21 protein-coding genes are annotated in these 23,755 nt (G+C 57.1%); 9 read left to right on the top strand and 12 right to left on the bottom strand.

Going from position 1 to position 23,755, the window contains the following annotated elements:
- Nucleotides 1–120 precede the first annotated feature (120 nt).
- The 3 genes from VEG30_13795 to tsaE are packed head-to-tail and all read left to right on the top strand — an operon-like array spanning nt 121 to nt 3,217.
- Nucleotides 121–1,125, top strand: coding sequence for a potassium channel protein (locus VEG30_13795; GenBank protein HXZ80998.1), 1,005 nt, complete (start codon nt 121–123; stop codon nt 1,123–1,125).
- Nucleotides 1,122–2,717 carry an NAD(P)H-hydrate dehydratase gene (locus VEG30_13790; protein ID HXZ80997.1) on the top strand — a complete coding sequence of 532 codons (1,596 nt, stop codon included), beginning with the start codon at nt 1,122–1,124 and terminating at the stop codon, nt 2,715–2,717. Before VEG30_13795 ends, VEG30_13790 begins: the two co-directional genes overlap by 4 nt.
- 11 nt (nt 2,718–2,728) lie before the next feature.
- Nucleotides 2,729–3,217 (top strand): tRNA (adenosine(37)-N6)-threonylcarbamoyltransferase complex ATPase subunit type 1 TsaE, encoded by a 489-nt coding sequence (gene tsaE, locus VEG30_13785; GenBank protein HXZ80996.1) that lies wholly within the window; start codon nt 2,729–2,731, stop codon nt 3,215–3,217.
- A 133-nt stretch (nt 3,218–3,350) separates the two neighbouring features.
- Here tsaE and purU read toward each other — a convergent pair whose 3' ends face one another.
- From purU to VEG30_13765, 4 genes are all read right to left on the bottom strand, one after another.
- Nucleotides 3,351–4,217, bottom strand: a complete 867-nt coding sequence (gene purU / locus VEG30_13780; protein HXZ80995.1) for a formyltetrahydrofolate deformylase — start codon at nt 4,215–4,217, stop codon at nt 3,351–3,353.
- Between the two features lie 178 nt (nt 4,218–4,395).
- Nucleotides 4,396–4,890: a pyridoxamine 5'-phosphate oxidase family protein gene (locus VEG30_13775; protein ID HXZ80994.1), complete on the bottom strand. Its 495-nt coding sequence runs from the start codon at nt 4,888–4,890 to the stop codon at nt 4,396–4,398.
- Nucleotides 4,891–5,004: 114 nt separating this feature from the next.
- Nucleotides 5,005–5,775, bottom strand: a complete 771-nt coding sequence (locus tag VEG30_13770; GenBank protein HXZ80993.1) for an enoyl-ACP reductase — start codon at nt 5,773–5,775, stop codon at nt 5,005–5,007.
- A gap of 319 nt (nt 5,776–6,094) precedes the next feature.
- Nucleotides 6,095–7,348, bottom strand: a complete 1,254-nt coding sequence (locus VEG30_13765) for an MFS transporter (protein HXZ80992.1) — start codon at nt 7,346–7,348, stop codon at nt 6,095–6,097.
- A gap of 165 nt (nt 7,349–7,513) precedes the next feature.
- Between VEG30_13765 and VEG30_13760 the strand changes: the two genes are divergently transcribed.
- On the top strand, nt 7,514–8,191 hold the full coding sequence (locus VEG30_13760; protein HXZ80991.1) for a hypothetical protein: 678 nt from the start codon (nt 7,514–7,516) through the stop codon (nt 8,189–8,191).
- A 160-nt stretch (nt 8,192–8,351) separates the two neighbouring features.
- On the top strand, nt 8,352–9,026 hold the full coding sequence (locus tag VEG30_13755) for a class I SAM-dependent methyltransferase (GenBank protein HXZ80990.1): 675 nt from the start codon (nt 8,352–8,354) through the stop codon (nt 9,024–9,026).
- A 121-nt stretch (nt 9,027–9,147) separates the two neighbouring features.
- On the opposite strand, the gene VEG30_13750 is transcribed toward VEG30_13755, so the two are convergent.
- Entirely contained in the window at nt 9,148–9,639 is a 492-nt protein-coding gene (locus tag VEG30_13750) for a hypothetical protein (GenBank protein HXZ80989.1), read from the bottom strand.
- A gap of 487 nt (nt 9,640–10,126) precedes the next feature.
- On the opposite strand from VEG30_13750, the gene VEG30_13745 reads away from it, so the two are divergent.
- Nucleotides 10,127–11,260: a hypothetical protein gene (locus VEG30_13745; protein ID HXZ80988.1), complete on the top strand. Its 1,134-nt coding sequence runs from the start codon at nt 10,127–10,129 to the stop codon at nt 11,258–11,260.
- A gap of 13 nt (nt 11,261–11,273) precedes the next feature.
- On the opposite strand, the gene VEG30_13740 is transcribed toward VEG30_13745, so the two are convergent.
- From VEG30_13740 to VEG30_13730, 3 genes are all read right to left on the bottom strand, one after another.
- Complete coding sequence (locus VEG30_13740; GenBank protein HXZ80987.1) at nt 11,274–11,843, bottom strand: hypothetical protein; 570 nt, start codon at nt 11,841–11,843, stop codon at nt 11,274–11,276.
- 161 nt (nt 11,844–12,004) lie between these two features.
- On the bottom strand, nt 12,005–13,894 hold the full coding sequence (locus VEG30_13735; protein HXZ80986.1) for an ATP-binding protein: 1,890 nt from the start codon (nt 13,892–13,894) through the stop codon (nt 12,005–12,007).
- Nucleotides 13,895–13,974: 80 nt separating this feature from the next.
- The gene (locus tag VEG30_13730; GenBank protein ID HXZ80985.1) at nt 13,975–15,363 is read right to left on the bottom strand and encodes a sigma-54 dependent transcriptional regulator; all 1,389 of its coding nucleotides are present in this window, start codon (nt 15,361–15,363) and stop codon (nt 13,975–13,977) included.
- Between the two features lie 533 nt (nt 15,364–15,896).
- Here VEG30_13730 and VEG30_13725 point away from each other — a divergent pair.
- The 3 genes from VEG30_13725 (at nt 15,897) to VEG30_13715 (ending at nt 20,674) form a co-directional block, all read left to right on the top strand.
- Entirely contained in the window at nt 15,897–17,525 is a 1,629-nt protein-coding gene (locus VEG30_13725; protein ID HXZ80984.1) for an outer membrane beta-barrel protein, read from the top strand.
- Between the two features lie 256 nt (nt 17,526–17,781).
- Entirely contained in the window at nt 17,782–19,794 is a 2,013-nt protein-coding gene (locus VEG30_13720) for a transcriptional regulator (GenBank protein ID HXZ80983.1), read from the top strand.
- Between the two features lie 157 nt (nt 19,795–19,951).
- Nucleotides 19,952–20,674, top strand: coding sequence for a hypothetical protein (locus VEG30_13715; protein HXZ80982.1), 723 nt, complete (start codon nt 19,952–19,954; stop codon nt 20,672–20,674).
- Nucleotides 20,675–21,215: 541 nt separating this feature from the next.
- Here the strand turns inward: VEG30_13715 and VEG30_13710 are convergent.
- The 4 genes from VEG30_13710 to VEG30_13695 all read right to left on the bottom strand — a co-directional run.
- Nucleotides 21,216–22,109, bottom strand: a complete 894-nt coding sequence (locus VEG30_13710) for an RHS repeat-associated core domain-containing protein (GenBank protein ID HXZ80981.1) — start codon at nt 22,107–22,109, stop codon at nt 21,216–21,218.
- A gap of 28 nt (nt 22,110–22,137) precedes the next feature.
- The gene (locus tag VEG30_13705; protein ID HXZ80980.1) at nt 22,138–22,581 is read right to left on the bottom strand and encodes a hypothetical protein; all 444 of its coding nucleotides are present in this window, start codon (nt 22,579–22,581) and stop codon (nt 22,138–22,140) included.
- Nucleotides 22,578–23,486 carry an RHS repeat-associated core domain-containing protein gene (locus VEG30_13700; protein ID HXZ80979.1) on the bottom strand — a complete coding sequence of 303 codons (909 nt, stop codon included), beginning with the start codon at nt 23,484–23,486 and terminating at the stop codon, nt 22,578–22,580. Before VEG30_13700 ends, VEG30_13705 begins: the two co-directional genes overlap by 4 nt.
- Nucleotides 23,487–23,494: 8 nt before the next feature.
- On the bottom strand, nt 23,495–23,755 hold a 261-nt coding region (locus VEG30_13695), incomplete at its 5' end, for a hypothetical protein (protein ID HXZ80978.1).

The following is a 23,755-nucleotide window of genomic DNA, read 5'->3' as shown; positions in this document are numbered from 1 at the left end:
GCGTTTCTTCCCGGCTGCCTCGCCCCGAGGAAGTTGTCCTCCAGAAGCGATGTACTCCGCGCTTGCAACTCCGGCCCGAAAGCTTGAAACTGACAGCCGCTTAAAGCCCCTAGCGCCCCCATGCGTGGCTACCGCAATCTTCAGCTCATCTTTTCCGCCCTGGTCGTGGTTTGTCTGATTGGCGCTCTGGGGTTTCATGTCATTGAAGGCTGGTCGTGGTTCGACTCGTTTTACATGGTGCTGATGACCATCACCACTATCGGCTACTCCGAGGTGCACCCACTCAGCCATGCGGGAAAAGAATTCAACGTTTTTGTAATGATTTTCGGCGTGGGCCTGGTGTTCCTGGGCATCGGGGCAACAGCGTCAGCTTTGCTAGAATTCGAGCTTCTCTCGTTTTTTGGAAAGCGGCGTATGGAGCGGGAAATCAGTGGGCTGTCCAGGCATTACGTGATCTGCGGCGCCGGCCGCGTGGGCCGCAGTGTGGCGCGCGAACTGCAGCGCGAGTCGGTGCCGCTGGTGATCATCGAGGCGAATGAGGAAAAAGCGGCCAAGTTCAGCGATCAGGGATGGCTCACGGTGATTGGCGACGCCACGCAGGAATCAGTGCTGCGGCAAGTGCATATCGAAACTGCGCGTGGCCTGGTCGCAGCTGCTTCGACCGATGCCATAAACCTCTATGTAGTGTTGACCGCGCGCTCCATGAATCCGGGCCTGAGGATCATTGCCCGTGCCAGCGAAGAGGATGCGGGGAAGCATCTGCGGACGGCCGGCGCGGATGAAGTTATCTCGCCCTATCTTTCTGCCGGGCATCGCATAGCCCAATCGTTCCTGCGGCCCAACGTGCTCGACTTCCTGGACATTGCCACCGCCCGGGGCGGCAAACTTGACCTGGAAATCGAAGAGATTCGCATTGAGCCAGATTCGCCTTTCGCCGGCAACACCATTGCGGGATCGCGCATCCGGCAGGAACTCAATGTGATCGTGCTGGCCATCAAGGGGCCCAGGGGCATGCGGTTCAATCCCGCGCCCGAGGACCGGATCGATGCCGGCGACTGCCTCATCGCCATGGGCGAACCCGCTGGCCTGCGGCGTCTGGAACAGACGGCGGCTGCCCACCCATGAAAATCACCACCGCCGAAGAGATGAGAGAGATCGATCGCGATACGAGCGAACGCTTCGGTGTGCCTTCCCTCACTCTCATGGAGAATGCCGGTACCGCGGTTGCCGATTTCGCCACGTCCCATTTCGGTGGCGCGCGGCGGGTTGGCATCGTCTGCGGCAAAGGCAACAACGGTGGTGACGGATTCGTGGCTGCACGCAAGCTGAGCGAAGCCTTTCGCCAGGTCGAGGTGTTGCTGCTGGCCGATCCAGAGGAACTGAAGGGCGATGCCGCCGAGATGTTCGGGCGAATGAAATTGCAACCGGTCGTGGCGCGCGACTCCGCCGGGCTGCGCACCTCCGCGGCGCAGCAGGTGTTTCAGGGAGATCTGATCATCGATGCGATCCTGGGCACGGGGTTCCGCCCGCCGGTTACGGGTCTCTATGCCGAGGCGATCGCCGCAATGAACGCTTCCGGCAGGCCGGTCCTGGCAGTGGACATCCCCTCCGGCGCCGATGCCGATGCATTCACGTTGCGTGACTCCAACGCGCTGCGCGCCCGCGCCGATGGCATCGTGACGTTCACTGCACCGCGCCCTGCTCATGTTTTCGCGGAGCTAACCCGCGGGGAGACGATGGTGGCCCCAATCGGCTCGCCGGCAGAGGCGATCGCGTCTGATCTGCGCCTGCACGTGATCAGGCCTGCGGATTTTGCGGATTTCGTGGCGTTGCGGCCGGCGGAAGGTCAGAAAGGAAATTACGGACACGCGCTGGTAATTGGCGGATCGGTGGGCAAGGCGGGCGCGGCTGCCATGGCTGGAATTTCCGCTTTGCGTAGCGGTGCAGGCCTTTCAACTGTGGCGACTGCGAAATCGGTGCTGCCGACAGTGGCGGGCTTCCATCCCGAACTCATGAGCGAGCCGCTGGCGGAGACTGATGCGGGAACGATCTCGCTGGCGGCCCTCGATTACGGTCGTCTCGACGGGATTGCCGGCGGCAAAGACGTCATCGCCCTTGGCCCGGGCATCTCCCGCAATCCCGACACCGTGCAGTTCGTGCGCGCCGTGGTGGATAAATATCCGACCTCGATCGTTGTCGATGCAGATGGCCTGAACGCTTTTGAGAAATTTGCCCATAAGCTGAGTGGCCGCTCGCGGCTGCTGGTGTTGACTCCCCACCCGGGCGAGATGTCGCGACTGACTGGATTATCCATTTCGGAAATTCAGCAGGATCGTATCGGTGTCGCGCGGAAGTTCGCCTGCGAGCACCATTGCGTGCTTGTGCTCAAAGGGCATCGAACGCTGGTCGCATTCGAGGATGGCAATGTGTGGGCGAACGTGACAGGCAATCCGGGGATGGCTTCAGGAGGGAGCGGCGATATTCTTACGGGCATGATCGCAGGCTTCGTGGCGCAGGCGAAATCCGTAGATCAGCCAGACGCCAAGCTTATGGCGGTGCTGGCCGCAGTGTACCTGCATGGTCTGGGCGGGGATTTTGCGCGCGAACGTTTGGGAGAACACTCGCTGATTGCCAGCGACATTCTCGCCGGCCTGCCTCAGGCATTCGAACAGGCCAGGGAGGACGCCAGGGAGGAAAGGTTCAGCTTTCACGGATGAGTTTGCCGGCCTTGCCGCGATATTCTCAAAGCGTGACAGAAGAATTCGCTACTCAATCCGCGGATGAGACCATCGAGCTTGGACGCCAAATCGCTCGCGAGCTCAAGCCGCCCTGCCTCGTTCTATTGCGTGGCGATTTGGGAGCTGGCAAGACGACATTAGTAAAGGGTATTGCAGAAGGACTCGATGCCGCTTCGCAGGATAACGTCACCAGCCCTACGTTCACGCTAATCCACGAATACCGAGGGCCGGATGTAAGCGTATTTCATGTCGATCTCTACCGCATCGACACACCGCGCGAATTGGAAACGCTGGGGCTGGACGACCTCATCGGCGAGAACCGCAATGTTGTTTTGATCGAATGGGGAGAGAAGTTTCCGCGTTTTCTGCGCGAGCGAGATATCGAGATCAGGCTCGAGCGCACCGGAGCAGATGACCGCAAGATTACCCTTACAACTGCAGCCACGGATTGCACGGATCACACGGATCGGATCAGGTAAGCCTCCAAACCCAGTTCTTCCTGGCTCCCCTGCGCAAGAAAGCTATCAGCTTGCGCGCTGTCGCCCAGGTTCTGATTCAGTAATTCGGGGTTTCTCAATTTCGGGTGAATCCGTGTAATTCGTGGCCATTCTTCTACAAAAACACCACGGTCTTATTCGCATACAACAAAATACGATTTTCGATGTGCCAGCGCACTGCCCGCGACAATACGAGTTTCTCGAGATCACGGCCTTTCTGGATCAAGTCCTCCACCCGGTCGCGGTGCGAGACGCGGGCTACATCCTGCTCGATGATTGGGCCTTCGTCGAGGCCGGCAGTAACGTAATGGCTGGTGGCGCCAATCAGCTTGACGCCGCGATCAAAGGCCTGGTGATAAGGCTTGGCGCCGACGAATGCCGGCAGGAAGGAATGATGAATATTAATGATCCTCCAGGGATACTTTTCCACGATGCTGGACGTGAGAATCTGCATGTAACGCGCGAGCACGACCAAGTCCACCTGATGCGCATCGAGCAGGGCCAAGATTCGGTTTTCTGATTCGCTGCGGGGTGCATCCTTCGGTGTGGCCACATAGTGAAACGGTATGGAATGGAAATCGGCCAGGCGTTTGGCTTTCTCGTGGTTGGCGATGATCAACGGAATATCGCAGGCCAACTCCCCGGTGTGGTGCCGATACAGCAGGTCGGAAAGGCAGTGATCGTAGCTGGAAACGAGAATGCCGACTCGCGGACGCTTGGAGCCTAATGCCAGGCGGTATTGAATCTGAAAGCGGTCTGCGACTGGCTGGAAATGTTGCTGGAAGTCATCCAGCGAAAGACTAAAGCCGGTAAGGTCCCACTCCAGCCGCGAGAGAAAGAGATCGCTTGGCTGGTCCTGATGATCATCGGAGTGGAGGATGCTTCCGTTGTGCGCAATGATGAAGTTGGAGATGGCCGCGACTACACCTTTTCGTGCCAAAACTCCAGGACAGCTGAGAAGCAGGACTGCGGTGTCGCTCATGGCCGAGGAGGAGAATCATACACGTGGAGTCAGGGTCGTGCGAGCCTGATGGCGATGAGCCGCACGCCGCGAACCAGGGCACGCGACAAGAAGGGGGAGCCTGCTAATCCCACTCAAGCCAAAAGCGGGCTTGAGTGGGCCACAGGACGCGCTGGAGCCCAGTTCCACCGTCAACCGACTAGCGGCCAACTGCTGCTTGCTGCTTCTCGAAGGTCCAGCGTGTGGCGCTGGTGGTGAACTCCTTCTCGATGAGACCGAAGACTACCTGTGGATGCACGGCGAATATCGGCTCATTCTTGGGAATGTCCCACTGGTATTTGGCGTAGTAAGCCTCAATGAATTCCGTCCGCGCTTCTTCATCGCTGACTTCTTCTGCGGAGCCTTCCATGATCACGGCTTCCTTGCCGTCCTCGGGACACACTACGCATCGCGGATTGTCTGCAAGGTTGCGTCCTTTGCGGCTCTTGCGCCCGGTGCTGAAATAGAAAGCGTCGTCCATCCAGAGGCCCCAGACGATCATGACGTGAGGGGAGCCATCCGGGCGCACGGTGGAAATGAAGTAATTACGGGCATTGGAGAGGCGTTCCGCAGCCCATGTCCAAGGGAGTAGCTTGCCCTCCTTAGGGCCGACTATCCCATAACCGGGTGCGTGGGGGCGGGTAACAGTGGGCATGAATCCTCCGATGAGCGGAAGCCTAGCACAGGTAGCCCCTCGGCCGGGGTGGCTAATCAGGGAACGCTAGGTCCACCGGACAAGGGCCATTGGGCCTCGTCCGGCAGAGATGGGCTAGAACCCCATGATGTTGTAGCCGCAATCGACGAAAATCACTTCACCGGTGATGCCGCTGCTCAGGTCAGAAGCCAGGAACAAGCCGGTCTTTCCCACTTCGTTCACGTCAACGTTGCGCTTCAGGGGAGCGCGTTCGGCGTGACCTTTGAGCATGTCGCTCAGGCCTGAGATGCCACGCGCTGCCAGAGTTTTGATTGGGCCGGCGGATATGGCGTTCACGCGGATATTGTGTTTCCCCAGGTCAAACGCGAGGTAACGGACAGAGCACTCCAGGGCCGCTTTGGCGACCGCCATGACGTTGTAGTTGGGCACGACTTTTTCTGCGCCATAGTAAGTCATAGTAAGAATGCTGCCGCCTTCGGTCATCAGCGGCGCCGCGGCGCGGGCGAGTGCCACCAGGGAATACACACTCACATCCAAGGCAATACGAAATCCCTCCCGCGAAGTGTTGAGGAATTCGCCCTTGAGTTCGTCGGCAGGCGCGAATGCAATGGAGTGCACCAGCGTGTGTAGTTTGCCATGGCGCTCGCGCACCTGCGTAAAAAGGTGGCTGATCTCCTCATCCCGGGACACATCGCACTGGTACCCTTCAGCGCCAGGAAGAGACTGGATCAGATCGTCAGCTTCCTGCTTCAGGCGCTCATTCTGGTAAGTGATCAGGAGGTGCGCGCCGGCCTCGTGAAGTTGCTGCGCGATTGACCAGGCGATGCTGCGCTTATTGGCAACTCCGAAGACGATGGCGGCGCGTCCGGCGAGCGAGGCTGACATTGGTGGGAGGTCCTCCTGTGCGAGAAGGGAGAGAATAACAGGTTGAACCAGTGGGAGTCAGGCACTGGCGGAATCCGGCCACGGATTGACACAGACCTCCACGGATTCGTTTAGGACTTGAGAGCAGGATTGATTTCGCATCTACCAGGTTCTAGAAACACCAGGTCTTTCGACTCGGGTCCTTCGACTCGGGCCTCATCTTTCCATTCGGCTCTGGCTCAGGATAACAGCAGAAATTGGTTGAGTTCTCGCGACCTGCTCCATCTCTCGCAAACTAAAAAGCCATGAGACCTCGTGACTTCTCACACAAATTCAGACCTCAGGCGCCGATGGTTTCCGTCTCCGTGACTGGAGCTGGAGTCGGTATCGGCCAGTAGGCGGAAAGGAAGGCAAGGAAATAAAGGAATCCAATAATCGCAAAAGCGAGCGTCAGGCTGATGCGATGGGCCACTGCGCCAACGACCAGCGCCAGCGCGATCTGCAGCCCGGTCCCGGCGAAGTAAATGGTGTTCTGCACTCGCCCCATGAAATGCCTGGGCACGATTTCCATCAGGTTGCTGGAAAGAGCAATCCCGGCAACGCCACGCGCCGATCCACTTATGGCGTATGCCAGCACTGCCAGGGGCACGATATGAGTAAACGGCGCAACGAAAAAGCTCAGAGAAAGGAAAGCCATGCCCAACGCCAGCGCACCGCGTGGCCCGCGAAAGCTGATCAATCGATAGACGTAAAAGGCACTGATCACCGCACCGACAGCCCATCCGCCGTTCAGCCATCCATATCCCACTGCGCCGGCGTGCAGAATGCGATCGCTGAGCGGCGCGGTAATTACGCCCGAGGTCAGCATCGCTCCCAGGAATAAAGCCCAGCTGATCGCCAGCGCGCTGAGGTAGCGGCTGCGCCGCAGATGATCCCAGCCATCTCGCATCTCGCCCAGGTAGCGAAGCACGGAGTTCTCCACCGCGGCGATCTTCTCAGCCACCGGACGGTGAACCACGTGCCGCCCTTTGCGAACCCCAAAGTAACAGGCAAAGGAAATCATATAGGTGAAAGCGTCGATCAGCAGCACGCCGCCAAGCCCTATGTGGTTGTAGACAAATCCGACGATGGCGCCGGCAATCAGCCAGCCGCTCTGAATCCCGGTCAATAGAAAAGTATTGGAGTGAACGAACTCCGAGTCGGGTGTGAGTTCCTGCACCAGGGCTGCCACCGTAGGCCAGAACACCCAGAATCCCGCCGAAACCAGGATGTACATCAGATACACGTGCCAGACGCGCACGTGATGAGTAAATGCCAAGACGGCAACGATCAGAATGATGACGCCGCGCAGCACATCGAGGGTCATCACCAGGTGCCGGCGGTCCTCGCGGTCAATAATCACCCCGCTGAATGGCATCAGCAGCATCGCCGGAACGGCCTGCAGCACAATCATCCAACCCAAAGCGACTTCGGTATGCGTGGCTTGCAGGATGAACCACGTCACCGCAGCCCCATTCATGCCGCTCCCCAGCATGGACACAAGATTGGCCACGAAGACCAGCCGCAAGCCACGATGCTGAAGGATTTTCTTCACCCCGAAAACACTGTAACGGCAGCTGCGGTGATTGCCAATGGTGGGCAATGTAAGTGGTTGAAAATGATGGAGGAGAATAGTTCATGGGCTTCAGTGACTTTACCCTGCGGATGGCAACCATATAATGCGCAACATCGGAATAATTGCATCGTTCTGGATGCCATCGTGATGGGGAGACTCCGTCTGCGCGATTCTCGAAAAACGACCAACTGGCTGGTTTGCGCGGCAGTATGCATCCTTGCGGCGCTAGCAGCGGGAACCGTGGCTCGCGCGAAGTCCCATGGCATTGCCACCGATCTGGGGCCGCAGATCGTGCAGGTTTATCACCAGGGTCAGTTGGTGAAGCTGGAAATTGCGCCGGCGCAGGGACATCACCTTTTGACCATCGGGCCGTGGCGCTTTGGCCCGCGCGTGGCGCCTTCCAAGCCTAGCGACAAGCATCCTAACCTCTACGTGGTGATTCCGGGCTCGCAGTACCACGCCGACGGTTGGGATGATTACGACCACAATCTGCTGATCAGTTACGCTCCCCATAGCGGAATTGTGAATTTCGATGTGTACTGGGCCATCGTGCTCGATCCCAAGCTCCGCGAGAATTTCCAGAGCGAAGAAACGCTGCTCATGGCGGCGCAGCAAACTTTCCGTCCCAATGACGTTTTTTCGTTCGACGACATTCCCGGCGGAGTGGTCCTGCAGCGTGTTCTGAAGATCGACGATGTGCAGGATTTGAAGCAGCGATATCAGCGCTCCGGGGGCAGGCTGCCGCGGCTCATTATCACACCCGCGAGCGCGGTGGTTCGCGCGTCTAACGCGAGCGAAGAGGAAGCGCAGCCGGCGCAATAGAGCACTCAGCAATCAGCACTCAGCGATCAGTAGAATCGGTACCCACCCTGTCGCTGCGCGACAAGGGTGGGGCACCGCCAGCTCTCGGCGAAGAACTGTCGAGGCTGCGCCTCGACCTCTCACGTTAGCCAAAAGCAGGCGAACGTGGGGCACCCGCTGAATGCCATGCACGTATACTGCTTCCGTGTCGCTGAAACGTCTGTTCGGAAAAAAAGAAAAACAAGAACACAAAATCATGCGGCAGGTGGAGCGGCGGGGTGAGCAGCTTCAGCCGGAGTATCACCGGGCGACGCCGGAGTGTCCCCATCCCGAGCGCTGGAGCATGTTCGACTCCATGACCGCCGAGGTCGAAGTGCTGGAATTCCTGCGGACTCTGATCACAACACTTAAGCCACAGCTGGTAGTAGAGACGGGAACCTTCCTCGCTGTCAGCACGCTATGGATCGCAGAAGGGCTGAAAGCCAACGGCTTCGGCAAGGTAGTCACTTGCGAGTTCGACCCTGAGGTGTTTGCCAAGGCAAAAGAGAAGATCGATGCCTCTGGACTGGGCGAATGGATCGAGTACCGCAACCAGTCCAGCATGGAGATAAAGGTGGACGGAACCATCGACCTGCTCTACAGCGACAGCGATATGCCGCTGCGCGAACAGGAGGTCAGGCGGTTCTTGTCGCAGATGAATCCTTGCGGCGTGATCCTGATGCACGATGCCAGTTCGCACCTGAAGACAGTGCGCGAGGCAGCGCTGAAGCTGGAGTGCGAAGGGCTGATCTCGGTCGTGTTGTTGCCTACACCGCGCGGGCTGGTGGTGGCGCAGAAACGGGAAGGGCGGAAATAAGATCAACCTGACCACACACTGTTCGATTCCGCGCGCTGGGCAGCTGAGGCTAATGTCACAATGAGTTGGCGGCGTGTTGGTCAGGTATAGATTGTGGAATCCTGATTACAGCAGTTGCTGATTAGAGTTGCTGTTGCGTTTCGAAAATCGCACTTAGACTTTGTGCGAGTTGCCGGTCGTAAGTGATAACAAATGTTCCGCGATGCTTTACGAAATACTCCCGATGTGAACTCCGATCAATCGCTTTCCCCGGGAGACCGCGGTATTCGTACACGTGGAGGCCATCCTGCTGCGGTTGCTCCACCACAGTGAGGTTGGCAAAATCTTCTGGTTTAACTGCAAACAACGCCTCGAAGTCTCCGCGCTCGGTACGATACAGGGCAGCTCCCTTCTTCCAAGCAGAGGGCTGTGCCGTCTTCGATCTCAGCACACATTTAACCTGAAGGCCGCCCTTCGAGAGGATTTGCGACAACTGTAGCGCCTCGGTGTACACGGGGTCATCGGGCCGCAGACGCGTCTTCGGATCACATTTCCAGGATGCAGGAGGTGCAGATTGGGCCACAGCGCAGCAAACAGCCACCAAAAACATGCCAATCAGAACTGAACTCCTCATGGGCCCCCCATGTTCTCGCGGTTACGCAAACCGATTATAGGCCTGATAGGTTAAGCGTCGCGCACCTCGTCATATGAAACGGTTGCGCCAACCAAGATCGCGCCCGCACACGGGTAACACGCTCCGACTCGTGGAGGCTGGCACTGCTGATCGCGTGCGTGACGGTGCTCATCACAGTCGATATATCACGGAAATCGCCGGGCTAGACAACAATCGTGTGGGGGAGCTCTGAGCAGTTCAGAAACATATCCCGAATCTCAATAGTTGGTGATAAATCGCCGTATCACATCTAGGTCCCTTCTAGTTTGCTCCTCGAATCGCTGCCAAAGTGACACCCGACCTTGCGCGCCGTAGCTAGTGGCAGTAGGATGCGCGCAGAAATCCATTTCCAAACGGCATGGCAATTCGCGAAGCTGCGGCAAAGGTTTAGCGCCGAAAAGCGCGACGCGAACCTGGGCACCTAGCTCCAGCGAGATGGGAGGCTGCCATGAAAGCCTATCGCCTGCTGGTGGTCGTCACTCTCGTATGGTTTTGTGCAACAGCTGCCATTGCTCAGACCAAGATCGCGATTCCGGCAGGCTCGCCGGAAGACAAGGCGCTGAATCAGATCCAGGCGGAAAACGATCAGCAAAAACGAATCGCCATGCTGGAGGAGTTTACGAAGACGTACTCCGGCAATCCCCAAGCGGTCGCCTATGGCAATTGGCAGCTTTCGCAGCAGTATGCAGGCAGCGATCCCGCGAAAGCCCTCGCCTATGGAGACAAGGCGCTGGCGGCCATGCCTAACGTGCTGGAGATCCTGCAGTCGCAAACCGATATTGCGCAACAAATGAAGGACTCTGCCAAGGTCGTGGACTATGCGGCGCGGGGTGCGGCGGTGATTAATGGGATGGAGAAACAGCCGAAGCCGGCCGGTATGAGTGACGAACAATTTGCTTCCGAGGTCGCGCGAGACAAGCAGGCGGTGCAGCCCGTCTACGACTACATGCAGGCGGCTGCCTACAACGCCGTGATTTCCGAAACCGATCCTAAGAAACGCCTTGCGTTGATCGAGAAATTTTCTTCCGGATTCAGTGGCAGCAAGATGGCCGACCAGGTAAATGCTTTGGCAATCGCCAGTCTGCAGGAGGCGGGCGATCTGCCGGGCATGCTAGCCTTCGGCGACAAAATACTTGCCGCTGAACCGAACAATGTGCAGGTGCTGACCCTGATGGCCAACGCGTTTGCCGAAGAGCCCAAGGGAACCTACCTGAGCAAAGCTGACAGCTATGCCCGGCGCGCTATCGAAGCGGCGAAGAAAAATGCCAGCACGACCGATGCCAGCCTGCGTATCACGGAAGGGCTGGCACACGAAGTGCTGGGCTATACGCTGTTGCGCCAGGAGAAAACGCCGGCTGCGATTGCTGAGCTGAAGACGGCGGCAAGCATGCTGAAGGATGACCCTGCGAAGTACTCGATCACGCTCTACCGCCTCGGGTTCGCCTATGCCAAGTCGAATCGGATAGCCGACGCCAAGGAAACCTTGGCCGAGGCTGTCAAGGTGCAAGGGCCGTTCCAGCAGGCCTCCAAGGAACTGCTGGATAAAGTGAACGCGCGGCCGGTAGCGAAGAAGGCGAATTAGCGGAGGCGGGTTGCTAGTGTTTTATCAAATCAGCTGAGAGCAGGTGTGCCTTGACGGCGAGATTGTAGGCCTTCTCGTAGTCTCCATCGCTGGTGGCTTTGGTAGATTGCTGCATATAACTGCGGATGTGCGACACCATAGTTTGCTCATCGGCGGAAAGCGTGCGGGAGATGCTCTTCAGGTTGGCCTCAGTAGCATCCAGCAGTTGCTGGGTCGTCATTTTCTGACGGAGAGCTTCGTTGGGGGTGACAGTAGCGGTGAGGGGCCCGGAAGGGGGATTCTGTGCTGACTTGTTCTCTTCCGGCTTGGGGGGCGGCGGAGGAACAATCTTGCGCGGTGTGCGCGGGTGTGATTTTGGTTTTGGGGGCGGTTGGGTGCTGGCTTCTGCAGTAGTGTTCTCAGCAGGCTGCGGGGGCGGCGCTGGTTCGGAGCGGTTGGGCTCCCCGGCGGGTGGAGGCAGAATTACTTCGGGCTGAGGCTGGGTAATAGGTGGGGGCGGAGCCGGGGCCGCAGCCACCTTATTTTTTTTCTTGAGGAAGCATCCGGGAAGGGAACCCAGCGCCATCCCGAGAAGGCCCGTCAAGATCGTCCGGCTGATTTGCATGGTGAAGTTTTAGCTTTTTTGGCTAAGCATCGCAACACGTTTACGCGGCTCGCCGTTCACGCCGCCCAGGGTTTTGCAAGTTCGAAATCTCCAGCCCAGCGAGCACGGTTCCAGAATGGGATTCAGCCCGCCCCGGGGGTTTAGGTTTGGGCGTGCTCGGCAGTCGCCTGCGGCATCGGCTCTGGTGATACCGTTAATGGCAAGCGCAGGTGAAATGAGGTCCCAATGCCCTCTTGCGATTTGAACTCAATCGAGCCGTTATGCAGTTGCATGACTCGATAGGCCATAGCCAGTCCGATGCCGCTGCCGCCCTTCTTGGTTGTGAAATAAAGGTTGAATATGCGGTCTTGAATCTCCGGGGGAATGCCTTTCCCCTGGTCCTGAACGATGACTTCTACACAGTCGGTGTCCCGGCGGGCGTGAATATTGAGGTCGCCCCCCTGGGGCATGGCCTGCATTCCATTGATCACCACGTTCAACAAGGCTTGCTTGATCAGATCAATGTCAATGCGCACTGGCAGAGTCTCATCGGGGATGTGCCGCACAATTCTCGCGCCGCGCTGCTCGGCGTCGGGCATAGCTAACAGGATGACGTCCTCCAGCGTGCGACGCAAGTCAGTATCTGCCAAGCGCAACTCCACGGGACGAGTGAAATCTACCAGAGTTTGTACAACGCGATCCAAGCGCCGGATCTCATTGCTGATCACCTCCAGATGACGACTGCTCGCGGGTTCCAGCGCAGGCAGTTTCTCCCGCAGTACTTCCAAATGCAGCACGATGGCATTGATGGGATTCTTAACTTCATGAGCCACCCCCGACGTGAGGCGCCCTATGGCGGCCAGGCGACGGGAGAGCTCGATCTCATCCTCGATGCGATGCATCGATTCCACATCATGAATGGTCAGCAGGGCGCCCATCTGCTCCTGGCGTTCGCGAATGAAATCAAGCGAGACCTGAACGCGACGTCCGCTGGCGGTCTCCACTTCTTCCAGGTCGAACGCCTGGGCGAGCCGGAAAGCATCGAGGATCATGCTTCCCAATCGTGAGGAGCCACTGAAGATTTCTTCGACCGTGCGTCCGAGTATTTCGGAGCGAGGACGACCGACAAATCGTTCTGCCGAAGCGCTGACCAGGACGACACGCGAATCACGCGTAAACAGCATCAAGCCGTCCTGCAGGTTGGCCATGATCTGATCGAGATTCTCTTTCAGAGCGGAAAATACTTCCTGCACATCCCGCATCTGGCGGCCGAGTTTGTCGATTTTGGTGGTGACAACGCCATACTCATCCGTTCGCTGACGGAGTGCGCTCTCTGGTGCGAGCTCGATTTCGCCTGCGGTCATCCGGTCCAGTCGGGCGCTGATGTCCTCGAGCGGTTTGAGGGCGAGATTGGAAAGCGCCGCGGCGATAACCAGAGACAACAGGATGGCAAGCGCGGTGAATGTGAATGTTCGGTTGAGTTGAGGCCGCAGTTCATTCTTCAGAAATACTGTCTGAATACCGACCCGGACATAGCCAAAGGGGACCCCGGCCCGGCTCAGCGGCAAATCAACTTCGTAGGCCTGGGTTTTGCCGTACACCAGACGCAACTGTCGCCAGAGGCTGGCGTTCACGAGCGCGTCAAAACTGGGCCGGGTGTCCAGAGTCTTGTCCTGCATGAAGGGATCGCTGTGCAGCAAAGCACGGCCGGATACATCGGTGATGGCTACGTAATCGATAATCCTGGAGTAACCCATTACCGACTGCAGCACCGAGTTAACGCCGGTATCGGTTTGCAGGGTCTCTTCGATTTTCTCCTGAGTGGAGGTTGGGGGAATGATCTGGGCTGGTGCGTTCAGATCTTCTTCGACGGCATCACGAGCAACCTGATAAATCTGGTGGGCTACGAAATCGGTATCGGAATAGGCTTCGCGAATGCTACGCCTTAGAAGCTGCGAGACATAGACGTAGGAGAGTACACAAACCAACACCAGCACCATGCCGCTGATGGCGAGAACAAGCTTGGTCTTGAGTTGAAATGGTGGACGCAATTTAAAGCTCAGAAAAGGGGCGTTCTATCATTCGCACTGGTGGATGATAAGCGTTTCACCACACGGTGCGAGGGTAGTCATCAACTGGCACTTTCGCCGGCTCCCTGCGCCCCATACTCCTTCAACTTATTATGCAGCGTTTTCAGGCTGATCCCCAGGATATCGGCAGCCCGCGTTTTGTTATTGTTGGTGGACTCCAAGGTCTTCAGGATCAGAAGGCGCTCCGCTTCACCAACAGTAGTGCCAACACCCAGGCGGACTGCGTTCGGCTCAATTACGGGTGCGCGTGGGGGCATCTGCCCGAAACCTGGAGGCAGATGCTTGGTTTCTACCAGCGAGCCCTCACACACAATCGTCGCCCGTTCCAGGGCATTGCGCAGCTCACGCACGTTCCCGGGCCAGGAATAGGCATTAAACAAATTCATCACCGATTCGCTCACCATGGCGACGTTGCGTCCGTTCTTGGCATTGAGGTCTATCAACAGGGCCTTAATCAGTTCGGGCAGATCCTCCTTGTGTTCGCGCAAAGGCGGCATATGGATACTGAAGACGTTCAAGCGGTAATACAGATCATTGCGCAACTCGCCGCGCGCGACTGCCTCTTCAGGGACTTTGTTGGTGGCGGCGATCACCCGCACATCGACCGCAGTTTCAACTTTGCTACCCAAGCGGCGGAGCTTGCGGTCTTCCAGCACGCGCAACAGTTTGGCCTGGGTAGCAATGGGCATCTCTCCGATCTCGTCCAGTAACAGGGTGCCACCTTCTGCCAACTCGAAACATCCGACGCGGCGTTCAAGAGCGCCGGTGAAAGCTCCTTTCTCATGACCAAAAATCTCGCTTTCAATGAGGGTTTCAGGGATAGCTGCGCAATTGATCGCCACAAACGGCTTGGGCCGACGTGAACTCTGCTCGTGGATCGTGCGGGCCACCAGTTCCTTACCCGTTCCACTCTCTCCGGTAATCAGCACTGAGGCGTTGCTGGGGGCCACCATCTCCACCAAGCGGAAGACCTCCTGCATTTTGCGGGAGGAGCCCACCAAAGAGCCGAACACTCCAGTGTCTCGCAGCTTGCGCTTGGCGACCTCGAGTTCGAGTTCTGTATCTCTCTGGCGCGAGGCATTCTGCAACACCGAACGCAGCCGAGTGCGATCGACCGGCTTGGTCAGGTAGTCGTAGGCGCCCATCTTCATCATCTCCACGACGATGGGAATTTCTTCATTGGCGGTCACCACGATTACCTTGTATTCGTTAGGTGAATCGGCCAGTTGCTTCATGAGTTCGGTTCCGCTCATGCGGGGCATCTGGAGGTCTAGAAGGATGATGGTGGGCTTTGCCGTCTCCGCCAATTCGAGTCCCTCCATCCCATCGGCTGCCGTGACCGTGGCATAGCCCCACGCCGCAAGCAGCTCGGCCAGGCCGCTGCGGGCGTTTTCCTCATCGTCGACAATGAGCACTTTCTCCTGTGGCATAAGCTCTCTATTTTCATGCTAACAGCCAGTAGCCGCAACCCGGCCCTTGGTTTGCCGGTCAGTGCGCTTGGGAAAACAAGAAAAAGGCAGTTGTGGTGAAGTGCCTGCTCTGCATCGTTCCTACCGCATTCAGGAGTAACCCTCGCAGCAAGCTGCGGAGATGATTCTGGAGTCTCAACACCCTGTCATGTGCATGTGAGGAAAATTCCTGGCGCTGTTCGATCATCGGGATGAAAACTGGTTCTGAGCGGACCAGCGACTGAGGAAATGATGGCTGGTCTATTAAAATGCCAAAATCAATTCTATCGTGCAGCGAATGGTTTTAAATCGCAGCCCAAATGTTGAGCCCATACTGTGAAAGGCAGTTTCCCGGATTTGGCCACTTATTAGTAAACAGAAATGGTGCAGAGTTTTTCTATTTACTCTGCAAGTCATTGCTGTACAATGCTCGGCTTGCAGAGCCAATTAGGCTTTGGCTGTTAACGGCCACCCTTAGTAACAACGCAGTCCTTTTAAAATCCCGGAGGATTTGCATGTCACTCCCTAGATATTTTTGCGGTCGTGTGCTGTTCGCGCTGGCGATTTCGGTACTCTTGCTGTCCTCCCTTGCGCCGGCGCAAGAAGCTCCCACGCCTAAATGGGATGCCTTTGTCGGATATTCCTGGGAAAATCCCGGCGCTTCACTGGGCGGTCAAAAATTGAAGTCTGCGACTGCCGGCGGAGCGGGAACGATTACCTATAACTTCAATAGCATCTTCGGGGTGAGCGTGGATGGTGCCGGTCACTCCGCCGATAACAATTCGGTCTATACCGTCATGGCTGGGCCGCGGTTGATGTGGCGGCAAGAGCACTTCCAGCCTTATATCCACACACTCATCGGACTGCATCACCTGACTACCGACGGAATTTTCGCAGGCGATCCCTCGAAAAACGGGTTTGGTGCGCTGCTTGGCGGTGGATTTGATATTCCACTCACGCAGCGTTTCAGCTGGAGAGTGATCGAGGCTAACTATCTGTACGCGCATCAGAACTTTTTCCCCGATGAGCTCAAGACTACTAATCTCAGCGGCGCTGACCTGCGCACCGGAATTGTTATCAATTTCGGAATCGCTCCGCCGTTGCCTCCGATGGCAGCGAGCTGCAGCGCAGCTCAGCCAGCGGAAGTTATGGCAGGCGAGCCGGTCTCAGTTTCGGCAAGCGTCGCCAACATTCCTCCCAAACACACGGTGAATTACGGTTGGACTTCCACTGGTGGCAAGGTCACTCCTAACAACAATGCCGCCAGCATCGACACCGGCGGCCTAGCGCCCGGGAGCTATACCGTGACGGCTACCGCTACCGATCCCAAGCCGCGCAAGGGGCAGGGGCCGGCAACCTGCACCGCCACGTTCACGGTGAAGGAGCCACCGAAGAATCCGCCAGTGCTGACGTGCACGGCTAATCCGAGCACGGTACGCGCGGGCGAACCTTCGACCATCACCGTCCAGGGCAACAGCCCCGACAAGGTTCGTATAACCAATCTCTCGTGGCAGACCACTGGTGGTCGAGCCTCTGGTACGGGCAACATCCAGGCGGGAGCCAACGTGGGTGAGTTCACGGCAACCGGAAGTGTGGACACGGCCGGAGCTCCAGCCGGTCCGATTACGGTCACGGCTACGGCAACTGACGAGCGCGGCTTGACTGGAAGCTGCACGGCGACGGTTAACGTCGAAGTGCCGCCTCCGCCACCACAAGCCAGCAAGCTGAGCGAGTGCCAGTTCCCGAACAAGGTGAAGCCGTGGCGCGTGGACAACACCTGCAAGGCCATCCTTGACGATGTTGCACTGCGTATGCAGCGCGAACCGGATGCCAAGCTGGTGATCGTTGGCCAGGCCGATCCGGATGAGAAGGAAGCCACGCGGCTGGCAGCCGAGCGCGCGATCAACTCGAAGTCGTACCTGACTGGCGGCGAAGCCAAGCAGGCCATCGACCCGAGCCGTATCGAAGTGCGTACCGGCACCGGCGGCGGACGTCGTGCCGAGTACTACGTCGTGCCGGCGGGCGCCACCTTCAGCGAAACCGGGACTACGGTTGTGGACGAAAGCGCAGTGAAGGTTCGCACCGATAAGCACCCGGCACCAGCGAAGAAGAAGGCGGCTCCGAAAACTACACCGCAGGGCTAAGCCTTTGAGCTAACCCTTTGATTACCTTACTTCAGGCCGATCGGTCATGACCGATCGGCCTTTTGTTATCTTAGGTAGTTAGGAGACAATCCCCCGCGGAATCCTGTGCCTCCGCGGGAATTTGGGGCGACAATAAATGACCGTTACGGGGATGGAGGAATCCACGACTGGGCGTATTCTCATCACAAGGGAGCGCAGGTCGACAAATTGGGGAGAGGGGAAACATAGCGTGATCAGGGTAAGTACGTTGGGGTTCTTGAAACGCTTTCTTGTGGTTATTTGCTGGTTGCTGCTGGCACAAGCAGCATTGGCTGGACAGTGGTCGGTCTTAGGCCCCGATGGGGGAAATGCCCGTAGCTTAACCTACGATCCGAAGAACCCGGATCGGATTTTCCTGGGCACCAGCGCAGGCGAGTTGTTCGTTTCGAATGATGGGGGCAGCAGTTGGTCGTTTGCCACTCATTTGGGAGCGGGATTCAGTCACGTTCTGGATCACGTGGTTTTTGATCCTAGCGACAGCAATACGATGTATGTGGCTGCGTGGGATGCAGACGATCTCGGCGGCGATCTGTTCCGCAGCCATGATGGTGGCAAGACCTGGGAAGTGCTTTCCAGTGCGCATGGCAAGTCGATTCGTGCCATGGCGGTTTCTCCCTCCAATCCCAAGACTATTGTTTTTGGAGCACTCGACGGCGTGTATCGCAGCGATGATGGCGGCGACAGCTTCCGCCGGATTTCGCCCGCGAATCACAACGAGCTGAAGAATTTTGAATCGATCGCGGTTGATCCCCAGAATCCGGATGTGGTGTATGCCGGAACCTGGCACCTGCCGTGGAAGACGGAAGACGGCGGACGCAACTGGAAGCAGATCAAACAGGGCGTGATCGATGATTCGGACGTGTTCTCCATCATTGTCGATCCCAAGAATCCTTCCGTGGTTTATGCCAGCGCTTGCTCCGGTATCTACCGCAGTGAAAGCGCCGGGAACCTGTTCCACAAGATCCAGGGAATTCCATTTTCGGCGCGGCGCACCCGCGTACTGCAGCAGGACCTCAGCAATGAAGCGGTGGTCTACGCAGGCACAACCGAGGGCGTCTGGCGGACAATGGATTCCGGCAAGACCTGGAAACAGATCAGCAGCCCGAGTGTCGTAGTCAACGACATTATGGTCGATCCGCGCAATCCGGCGCGCGTGCTGCTGGCTACGGACCGCACCGGCGTGCTGATCAGCAGCGACAATGGGGCTACCTTCCGTGCTTCCAATCATGGCTTCGTATACCGCAAGGTAACGGCGGTGGTTGTCGATCACGAGAATCCGTCGCACATCTATGTATCGGTGATCAACGACCAAGAGCACGGCGGGGTTTTCATGTCGCAGGACCGCGGCCAGACCTGGCAACAGATCAGCGCCGGGCTTGGCGGTCGCGATGTGTTTACTCTCAACCAGACGGCGAACGGCGAACTGGTCGCGGGCACCACCAAGGGTGTCTTTCTGCGCGATCCCAAGGATGCTACCTGGAAGCCGATCAACAGCGTGCTGAACGAAAAGATGGTCACGGTTCAGACGCGTCCCAGCAGCAAGTCGAAGTTCAAGAACACAGCAGCAACTACGCAGACTAAGCGCGAAGTTTTCAAGGGCGAAATCAGCAGCCGCGTGTCGCAGGTAAAGATGGTTTCCGATCACTGGTATGCGGCAGCGGCTCAGGGCCTGTTCCAGTCGAAGGATCAGGGCAGGACCTGGCGAGGCGGCCCGGTGCTGGGCGAAATCAACTTCACTGCCGTGGACGCAATGAACCAGACGGTGGTTGCGAGCAATGTCTCCAAACTGGTGCTCTCGAAAGACGGCGGCGATTCATGGACAAATGTCCAACTGCCTCCCTACGTGAACGCTGTGTTCGCTGCGGCTCTGGATCCGGCAGGGGCAATCTGGATCACGACTCGTATGGGCGCGTTCCGCAGCAAGAACGAGGGCGCAACCTGGGATCACGTCATGGCGGGCAATCCGGTGGCGAACCTGTCGTTCGTCACTTATGACGCCGAGGGCAACAAACTGGTGGGGTTGAATGATGCCCGCAACCAGATCTTCACCAGCCAGGATGGCGGAGAAACCTGGAAACTCTCGCAAGCCTCGCGGTGGACGCTGCGCAATCTCGTAGTTGCGCGCGGCCGCCTTTTCGCCGCCACCGATTTCAGCGGCCTGGTAAGTGCTGATGAAGAATCTTCTGCTGACGCGCCGAAAGTGGGCGGTGGTGGAGGTTCGCAGAGGTAAGTAACTCCAACCGGTGTTCACTGGCCCGATACCGTGGTTACGAAAAAAATACCCGGTACCGGGCCATCTTCTTTTATAAGTGATTGAATCCACAAAACTTGTTTTGGAAATCCACTTGCCCTAAATAAGAGTGATCCAGCAAATGGGGGGAGGTTTCATGAGGGTCAAATCAGGGCTTACAGTGTTTCTGGTAGCGACGCTTATCTTGATCATTGCCGGCTGTAGCAGCGCTCCATCAAATTCGAGCGGTCCAAACAAGCTGGTGACAGCGGATTCGAATGGAAACCAGAATGCGCCTTTCAGCCAGGATTCCGACAAGTCCAAGAAGAGCTTTCTGTCATTCGGGCAGCCGGAGAACGTTACGATTCCGGCCGGCATCGCGATCACAGTGCGGCTGCAGAACTCGATTTCAAGCGCCAGCGCGCATTCCGGCGAGAGCTTCGATGCAGTGCTTGATCAGCCGTTGGTGATCGAAGGCAAGACGCTTGCCGGTAAAGGCGCAGAGGTCAAGGGACGCGTCGTGGATGCGAAACAGTCAGGCCGCCTGCATTCTTCGGGGTATTTGAGATTGACGCTGGCCTCGCTGCAGCTGAACGGCAAGATGACTCCGGTGCAGACCTCAACCGTTTTTGCCAAAGGGGCAAATCACAATAAGCGCAACCTGGCGTTAATTGGTGGAGGCACCGGCGCGGGGGCGCTGATTGGCGGCCTTGCCGGCGGCGGCAAAGGAGCCTTGATCGGCGCTGCTGCAGGCGCGGGCGCAGGCACAGCAGGGGCATATGCGACCGGCAAGAAGGATGTCAGCTTCGGAGCCGAGCAGCGCGTGACGTTCCGGCTAACGCAGCCAGTGACAGCGCAGCCTCTGACCAGCAAAAGCTAAGCGAACCAGGAGTGCTCCCAGGTCTCGGAAAAGCGCGAGACCTGGGGCACCCGGCACCCAATGGGCAACCCGCCCGAATCAAGCTCTTGGACTCGATGAATTAGGGCTAAGAACGTCGCCACGCGTCAGACCTCTCAAACGTAACCAAGTTCGGACAGAGATGGCGACGTTTACTGCAAGAGCGACGATGCACGCCGAAAAGAATAGGTAATCACTCAGTTCGAAGTGCTCTGTGGACCATAGGGCAGATATTAGCGCGTAAACGGCGCCTCCAGCTGCGATGAAATACAGAGTGGCACGCAAGAGCCAGGCGGGTCCAACATATCGTGAATCCTTTCCGCTATATCCCCCGACCCATAGTCCGGTTCCTATCAGTGTTAATCCATAGAGGCTCGCGATCCACATGCCAGGCTTTCGCGGATGATCGAGAAGCAGGGCAACAGGGTCCCGCAAGAACAGAAGCATGCCGACCACAACGTCAAACAACCCAGAGAATAATCGAGTCTTGAACCCTACCGGTTGGTTTTTCATAGGATTACTTTCATTGTGAGCAACACTTCAAGCACACCATTTTGTACAGGTGAACGTAATTGCCAGTCAGACTCTCCGCAATCGGACGCTCTTCACCCCCACTGGCATACCAATCCGGAAGGGAACCGGACAAGTAGTGTTGCCAAGGCTTATATGGAGCGTGAGCCACGGAATCCTGCAGAGAGTGCAGTCCCTGCGCGAAAGCATTCAGATCACAAGAAGCAATACCCTTATCTAAAGCGCTGAATTCGTTAGGACCAGGGAAATGGACTCCGGGCTTCTTCCACGCTCGTCCGAAGAAGTTGATGTTGACGAGTATGTCCTTAACCCAGTTACGACTGTACACATCTTGTCCCGCAGTTGCCGAAGCAAGGCTCTTCGCTTCGGCCACGCACTTTGGCCCGAACTCCCTTAGCGCCACACCGTATGTAATGTCGTAGTGAACTTCTTTCGAAAATAATCCGAGTGGATCCGTGAAGAATGTCGGTCGATTGTTCACGTACCCGTAGAGGTTGTATCCGCTTTCAAACCGAATTGGATCTTCGCTGATGAACTTGCTGATATTGGGGTCGTAGTATCGGGCGCGATAGTAGTAGAGCCCCGTCTCCTGATCGAATTCCCTCGCTGTATAACGGTATGAATTCACCACAGCGCCGCTGTATGCGGAGAGATTTCCAAACGCCCCATAGGTGTAAGTGCTAGCGCTTGCCCCTGCGGAGTCGGTTAGGGATGTAATGGACCCAAGCCCATCTGCATTGTAGAAGTTCAGAGAGGTGCCACTTCGCCCCAGCGGTTCGTCGATATTAATGCCCGGCGTGTAGCGAGCGACGAAAGTGCCTGACGCATTCGTTTCCTCGATCAAGTTGTCGCCGTCGTAAGTGTAGTTCGTGGTCCCGAATTTCATCCACCTTTGACTTAGCGATTCCGGCGCTTCACCGTTTTACTTTTGAGGGATCGTAGCTCCTCCAAATAATACTGGAAATCTGCAGTGGGATGTCACTGCGAACCCGTATCGCGCGAATCGGTTCTCGTCTTACTTCTCCTCTGCTCCAGTAAAAGTACATGTCCTCGCCCCAGAAGCCATGTGCTTCCGGAGAAAGCGCGTCGCCACTCTCTGTGACCAGTCTTACCTCCGGTACACATCGCTCGCCATTCGTCGCGATTATCTCTGCGCGTTCGCTGCGTTGATGTGGTGTGTCGATGTGGAAGCTAAACTCCTCAGCCGGATCCTTCCAGTCGAGCGGTTTTGATGGATGCAGTTCAATCCAATCCTTGCCAATCGTCGTAGGAGCGGAGACCGGAACCTCAGTGTACCGGTCTCTACACCCAACCATCAGGACGAGAGCAGCAAGCACCATCAAAAACTTTCCTTTCATTTGCCCACCTGCGGATGCGGCACCCAGCCGGTTACGAGTCCAGGTGTATGCCCGAGACCATAATCAATGTCGTCCGGCATGGTCACGAATGGGCTGCTTTCGAAAACCAGATCGATTCCGATTGATCTAAGCCCCGTTACCAGAGGGTCACCACAGTTTCTCGACAAAACGTTGTAGTTCCCTTTAAAGCCGTTTAGATATTTAGCTAGCCTAGTCTCTTGATCTCCAGTGAGATTCAAAACGTACCCGAGTCCAGAACGGAACTTCGTGTTTTTGTCGATGAACGGGGTCGGCGGAGTTTCAACATCCATCTTGCCCGGCTTACAGCACTTATTTGCTACCGAATTTCCGGGGCCAGGGCCCCATGAATATGACGTTCCATTGATGATTACCGAAACGTGTCCGAAGGACGATTCTCCACTTCCAACGGGGTTCCAAATGATTACCTCCGTGTATAGGCCCGTGGGATCAACGAGGTTGGACGGACTGTTATCAACATACCGATAGACGTTCGTTCCGCCCAAGAAACTGATCGGGTCTTCGCTTATGAACCTTCCTGTACTCCGATCGTAGTAGCGCGCTCTGTAGTTGTAGATTCCCGTCTCGGAGTCGAATTCACGCCCGGTGTAGCGCAACGGATTGGTCGCGGTTCCGGTTGAAGCTGTCAGATTGCCAAAGGAATCGTAGCTGTATGTATTCGCCAGTCCCCCGGAGGCATTGCTTAAGGAAGTGACCGAATCGAGGCCGTCGGCTTCGTAATAGCTCGTTGTGTTGGAGCGAAGCTCCGACAATTGTTCATCCAGGAATTGCCCATGCGTGTAGCGGGCCAAAACATTCCCCGCAGCATCCACCTCTTCCAGGAGCGCAGGTCCGTCATAGAGGTAGTTGGTGGGTTCAGGGACCACGGCAGTCCTCAGAACTGCGGAAGATTAGTACTAATCATCTTGAGCACGCGCTCTGACGCTTCACGCGTTTTGCCGTTACTCCAAGACGGAATCACGGCAACACACTTCACATTCGAAGCACAGTTCAGATCCGTTGCGGTGCCCCCTAGCCCCCCGGCGGGCAAGTCTGCATGCGAGTCAAAGATCACAATGTCGGGCTGCTGCGCGCCAATGGTCGCCAACCCATCTCGGTAGCTCTTGAATTCCAATGTGGCAATCATGATGGGGCT

Source organism: Terriglobales bacterium (assembly GCA_035624455.1).
Lineage (GTDB): Bacteria > Acidobacteriota > Terriglobia > Terriglobales > Acidobacteriaceae > DASPRM01.
Note: the sequence above shows the minus strand (reverse complement) of the source record. Positions and strands in the feature narration are given on the sequence as shown.

Bases quoted from the DNA above. Each gene is read 5' to 3' on its own strand.
- VEG30_13795 (HXZ80998.1), top strand. From the start codon at position 121: ATGCGTGGCTACCGCAATCTTCAGCTCATCTTTTCCGCCCTGGTCGTG.
- VEG30_13790 (HXZ80997.1), top strand. From the start codon at position 1,122: ATGAAAATCACCACCGCCGAAGAGATGAGAGAGATCGATCGCGATACG.
- purU (HXZ80995.1), bottom strand. From the start codon at position 4,217: ATGAGCGACACCGCAGTCCTGCTTCTCAGCTGTCCTGGAGTTTTGGCA.
- VEG30_13775 (HXZ80994.1), bottom strand. From the start codon at position 4,890: ATGCCCACTGTTACCCGCCCCCACGCACCCGGTTATGGGATAGTCGGC.
- VEG30_13770 (HXZ80993.1), bottom strand. From the start codon at position 5,775: ATGTCAGCCTCGCTCGCCGGACGCGCCGCCATCGTCTTCGGAGTTGCC.
- VEG30_13755 (HXZ80990.1), top strand. From the start codon at position 8,352: ATGCCATGCACGTATACTGCTTCCGTGTCGCTGAAACGTCTGTTCGGA.
- VEG30_13750 (HXZ80989.1), bottom strand. From the start codon at position 9,639: ATGAGGAGTTCAGTTCTGATTGGCATGTTTTTGGTGGCTGTTTGCTGC.
- VEG30_13745 (HXZ80988.1), top strand. From the start codon at position 10,127: ATGAAAGCCTATCGCCTGCTGGTGGTCGTCACTCTCGTATGGTTTTGT.
- VEG30_13730 (HXZ80985.1), bottom strand. From the start codon at position 15,363: ATGCCACAGGAGAAAGTGCTCATTGTCGACGATGAGGAAAACGCCCGC.
- VEG30_13725 (HXZ80984.1), top strand. From the start codon at position 15,897: ATGTCACTCCCTAGATATTTTTGCGGTCGTGTGCTGTTCGCGCTGGCG.
- VEG30_13715 (HXZ80982.1), top strand. From the start codon at position 19,952: ATGAGGGTCAAATCAGGGCTTACAGTGTTTCTGGTAGCGACGCTTATC.
- VEG30_13710 (HXZ80981.1), bottom strand. From the start codon at position 22,109: ATGAAATTCGGGACCACGAACTACACTTACGACGGCGACAACTTGATC.
- VEG30_13705 (HXZ80980.1), bottom strand. From the start codon at position 22,581: ATGAAAGGAAAGTTTTTGATGGTGCTTGCTGCTCTCGTCCTGATGGTT.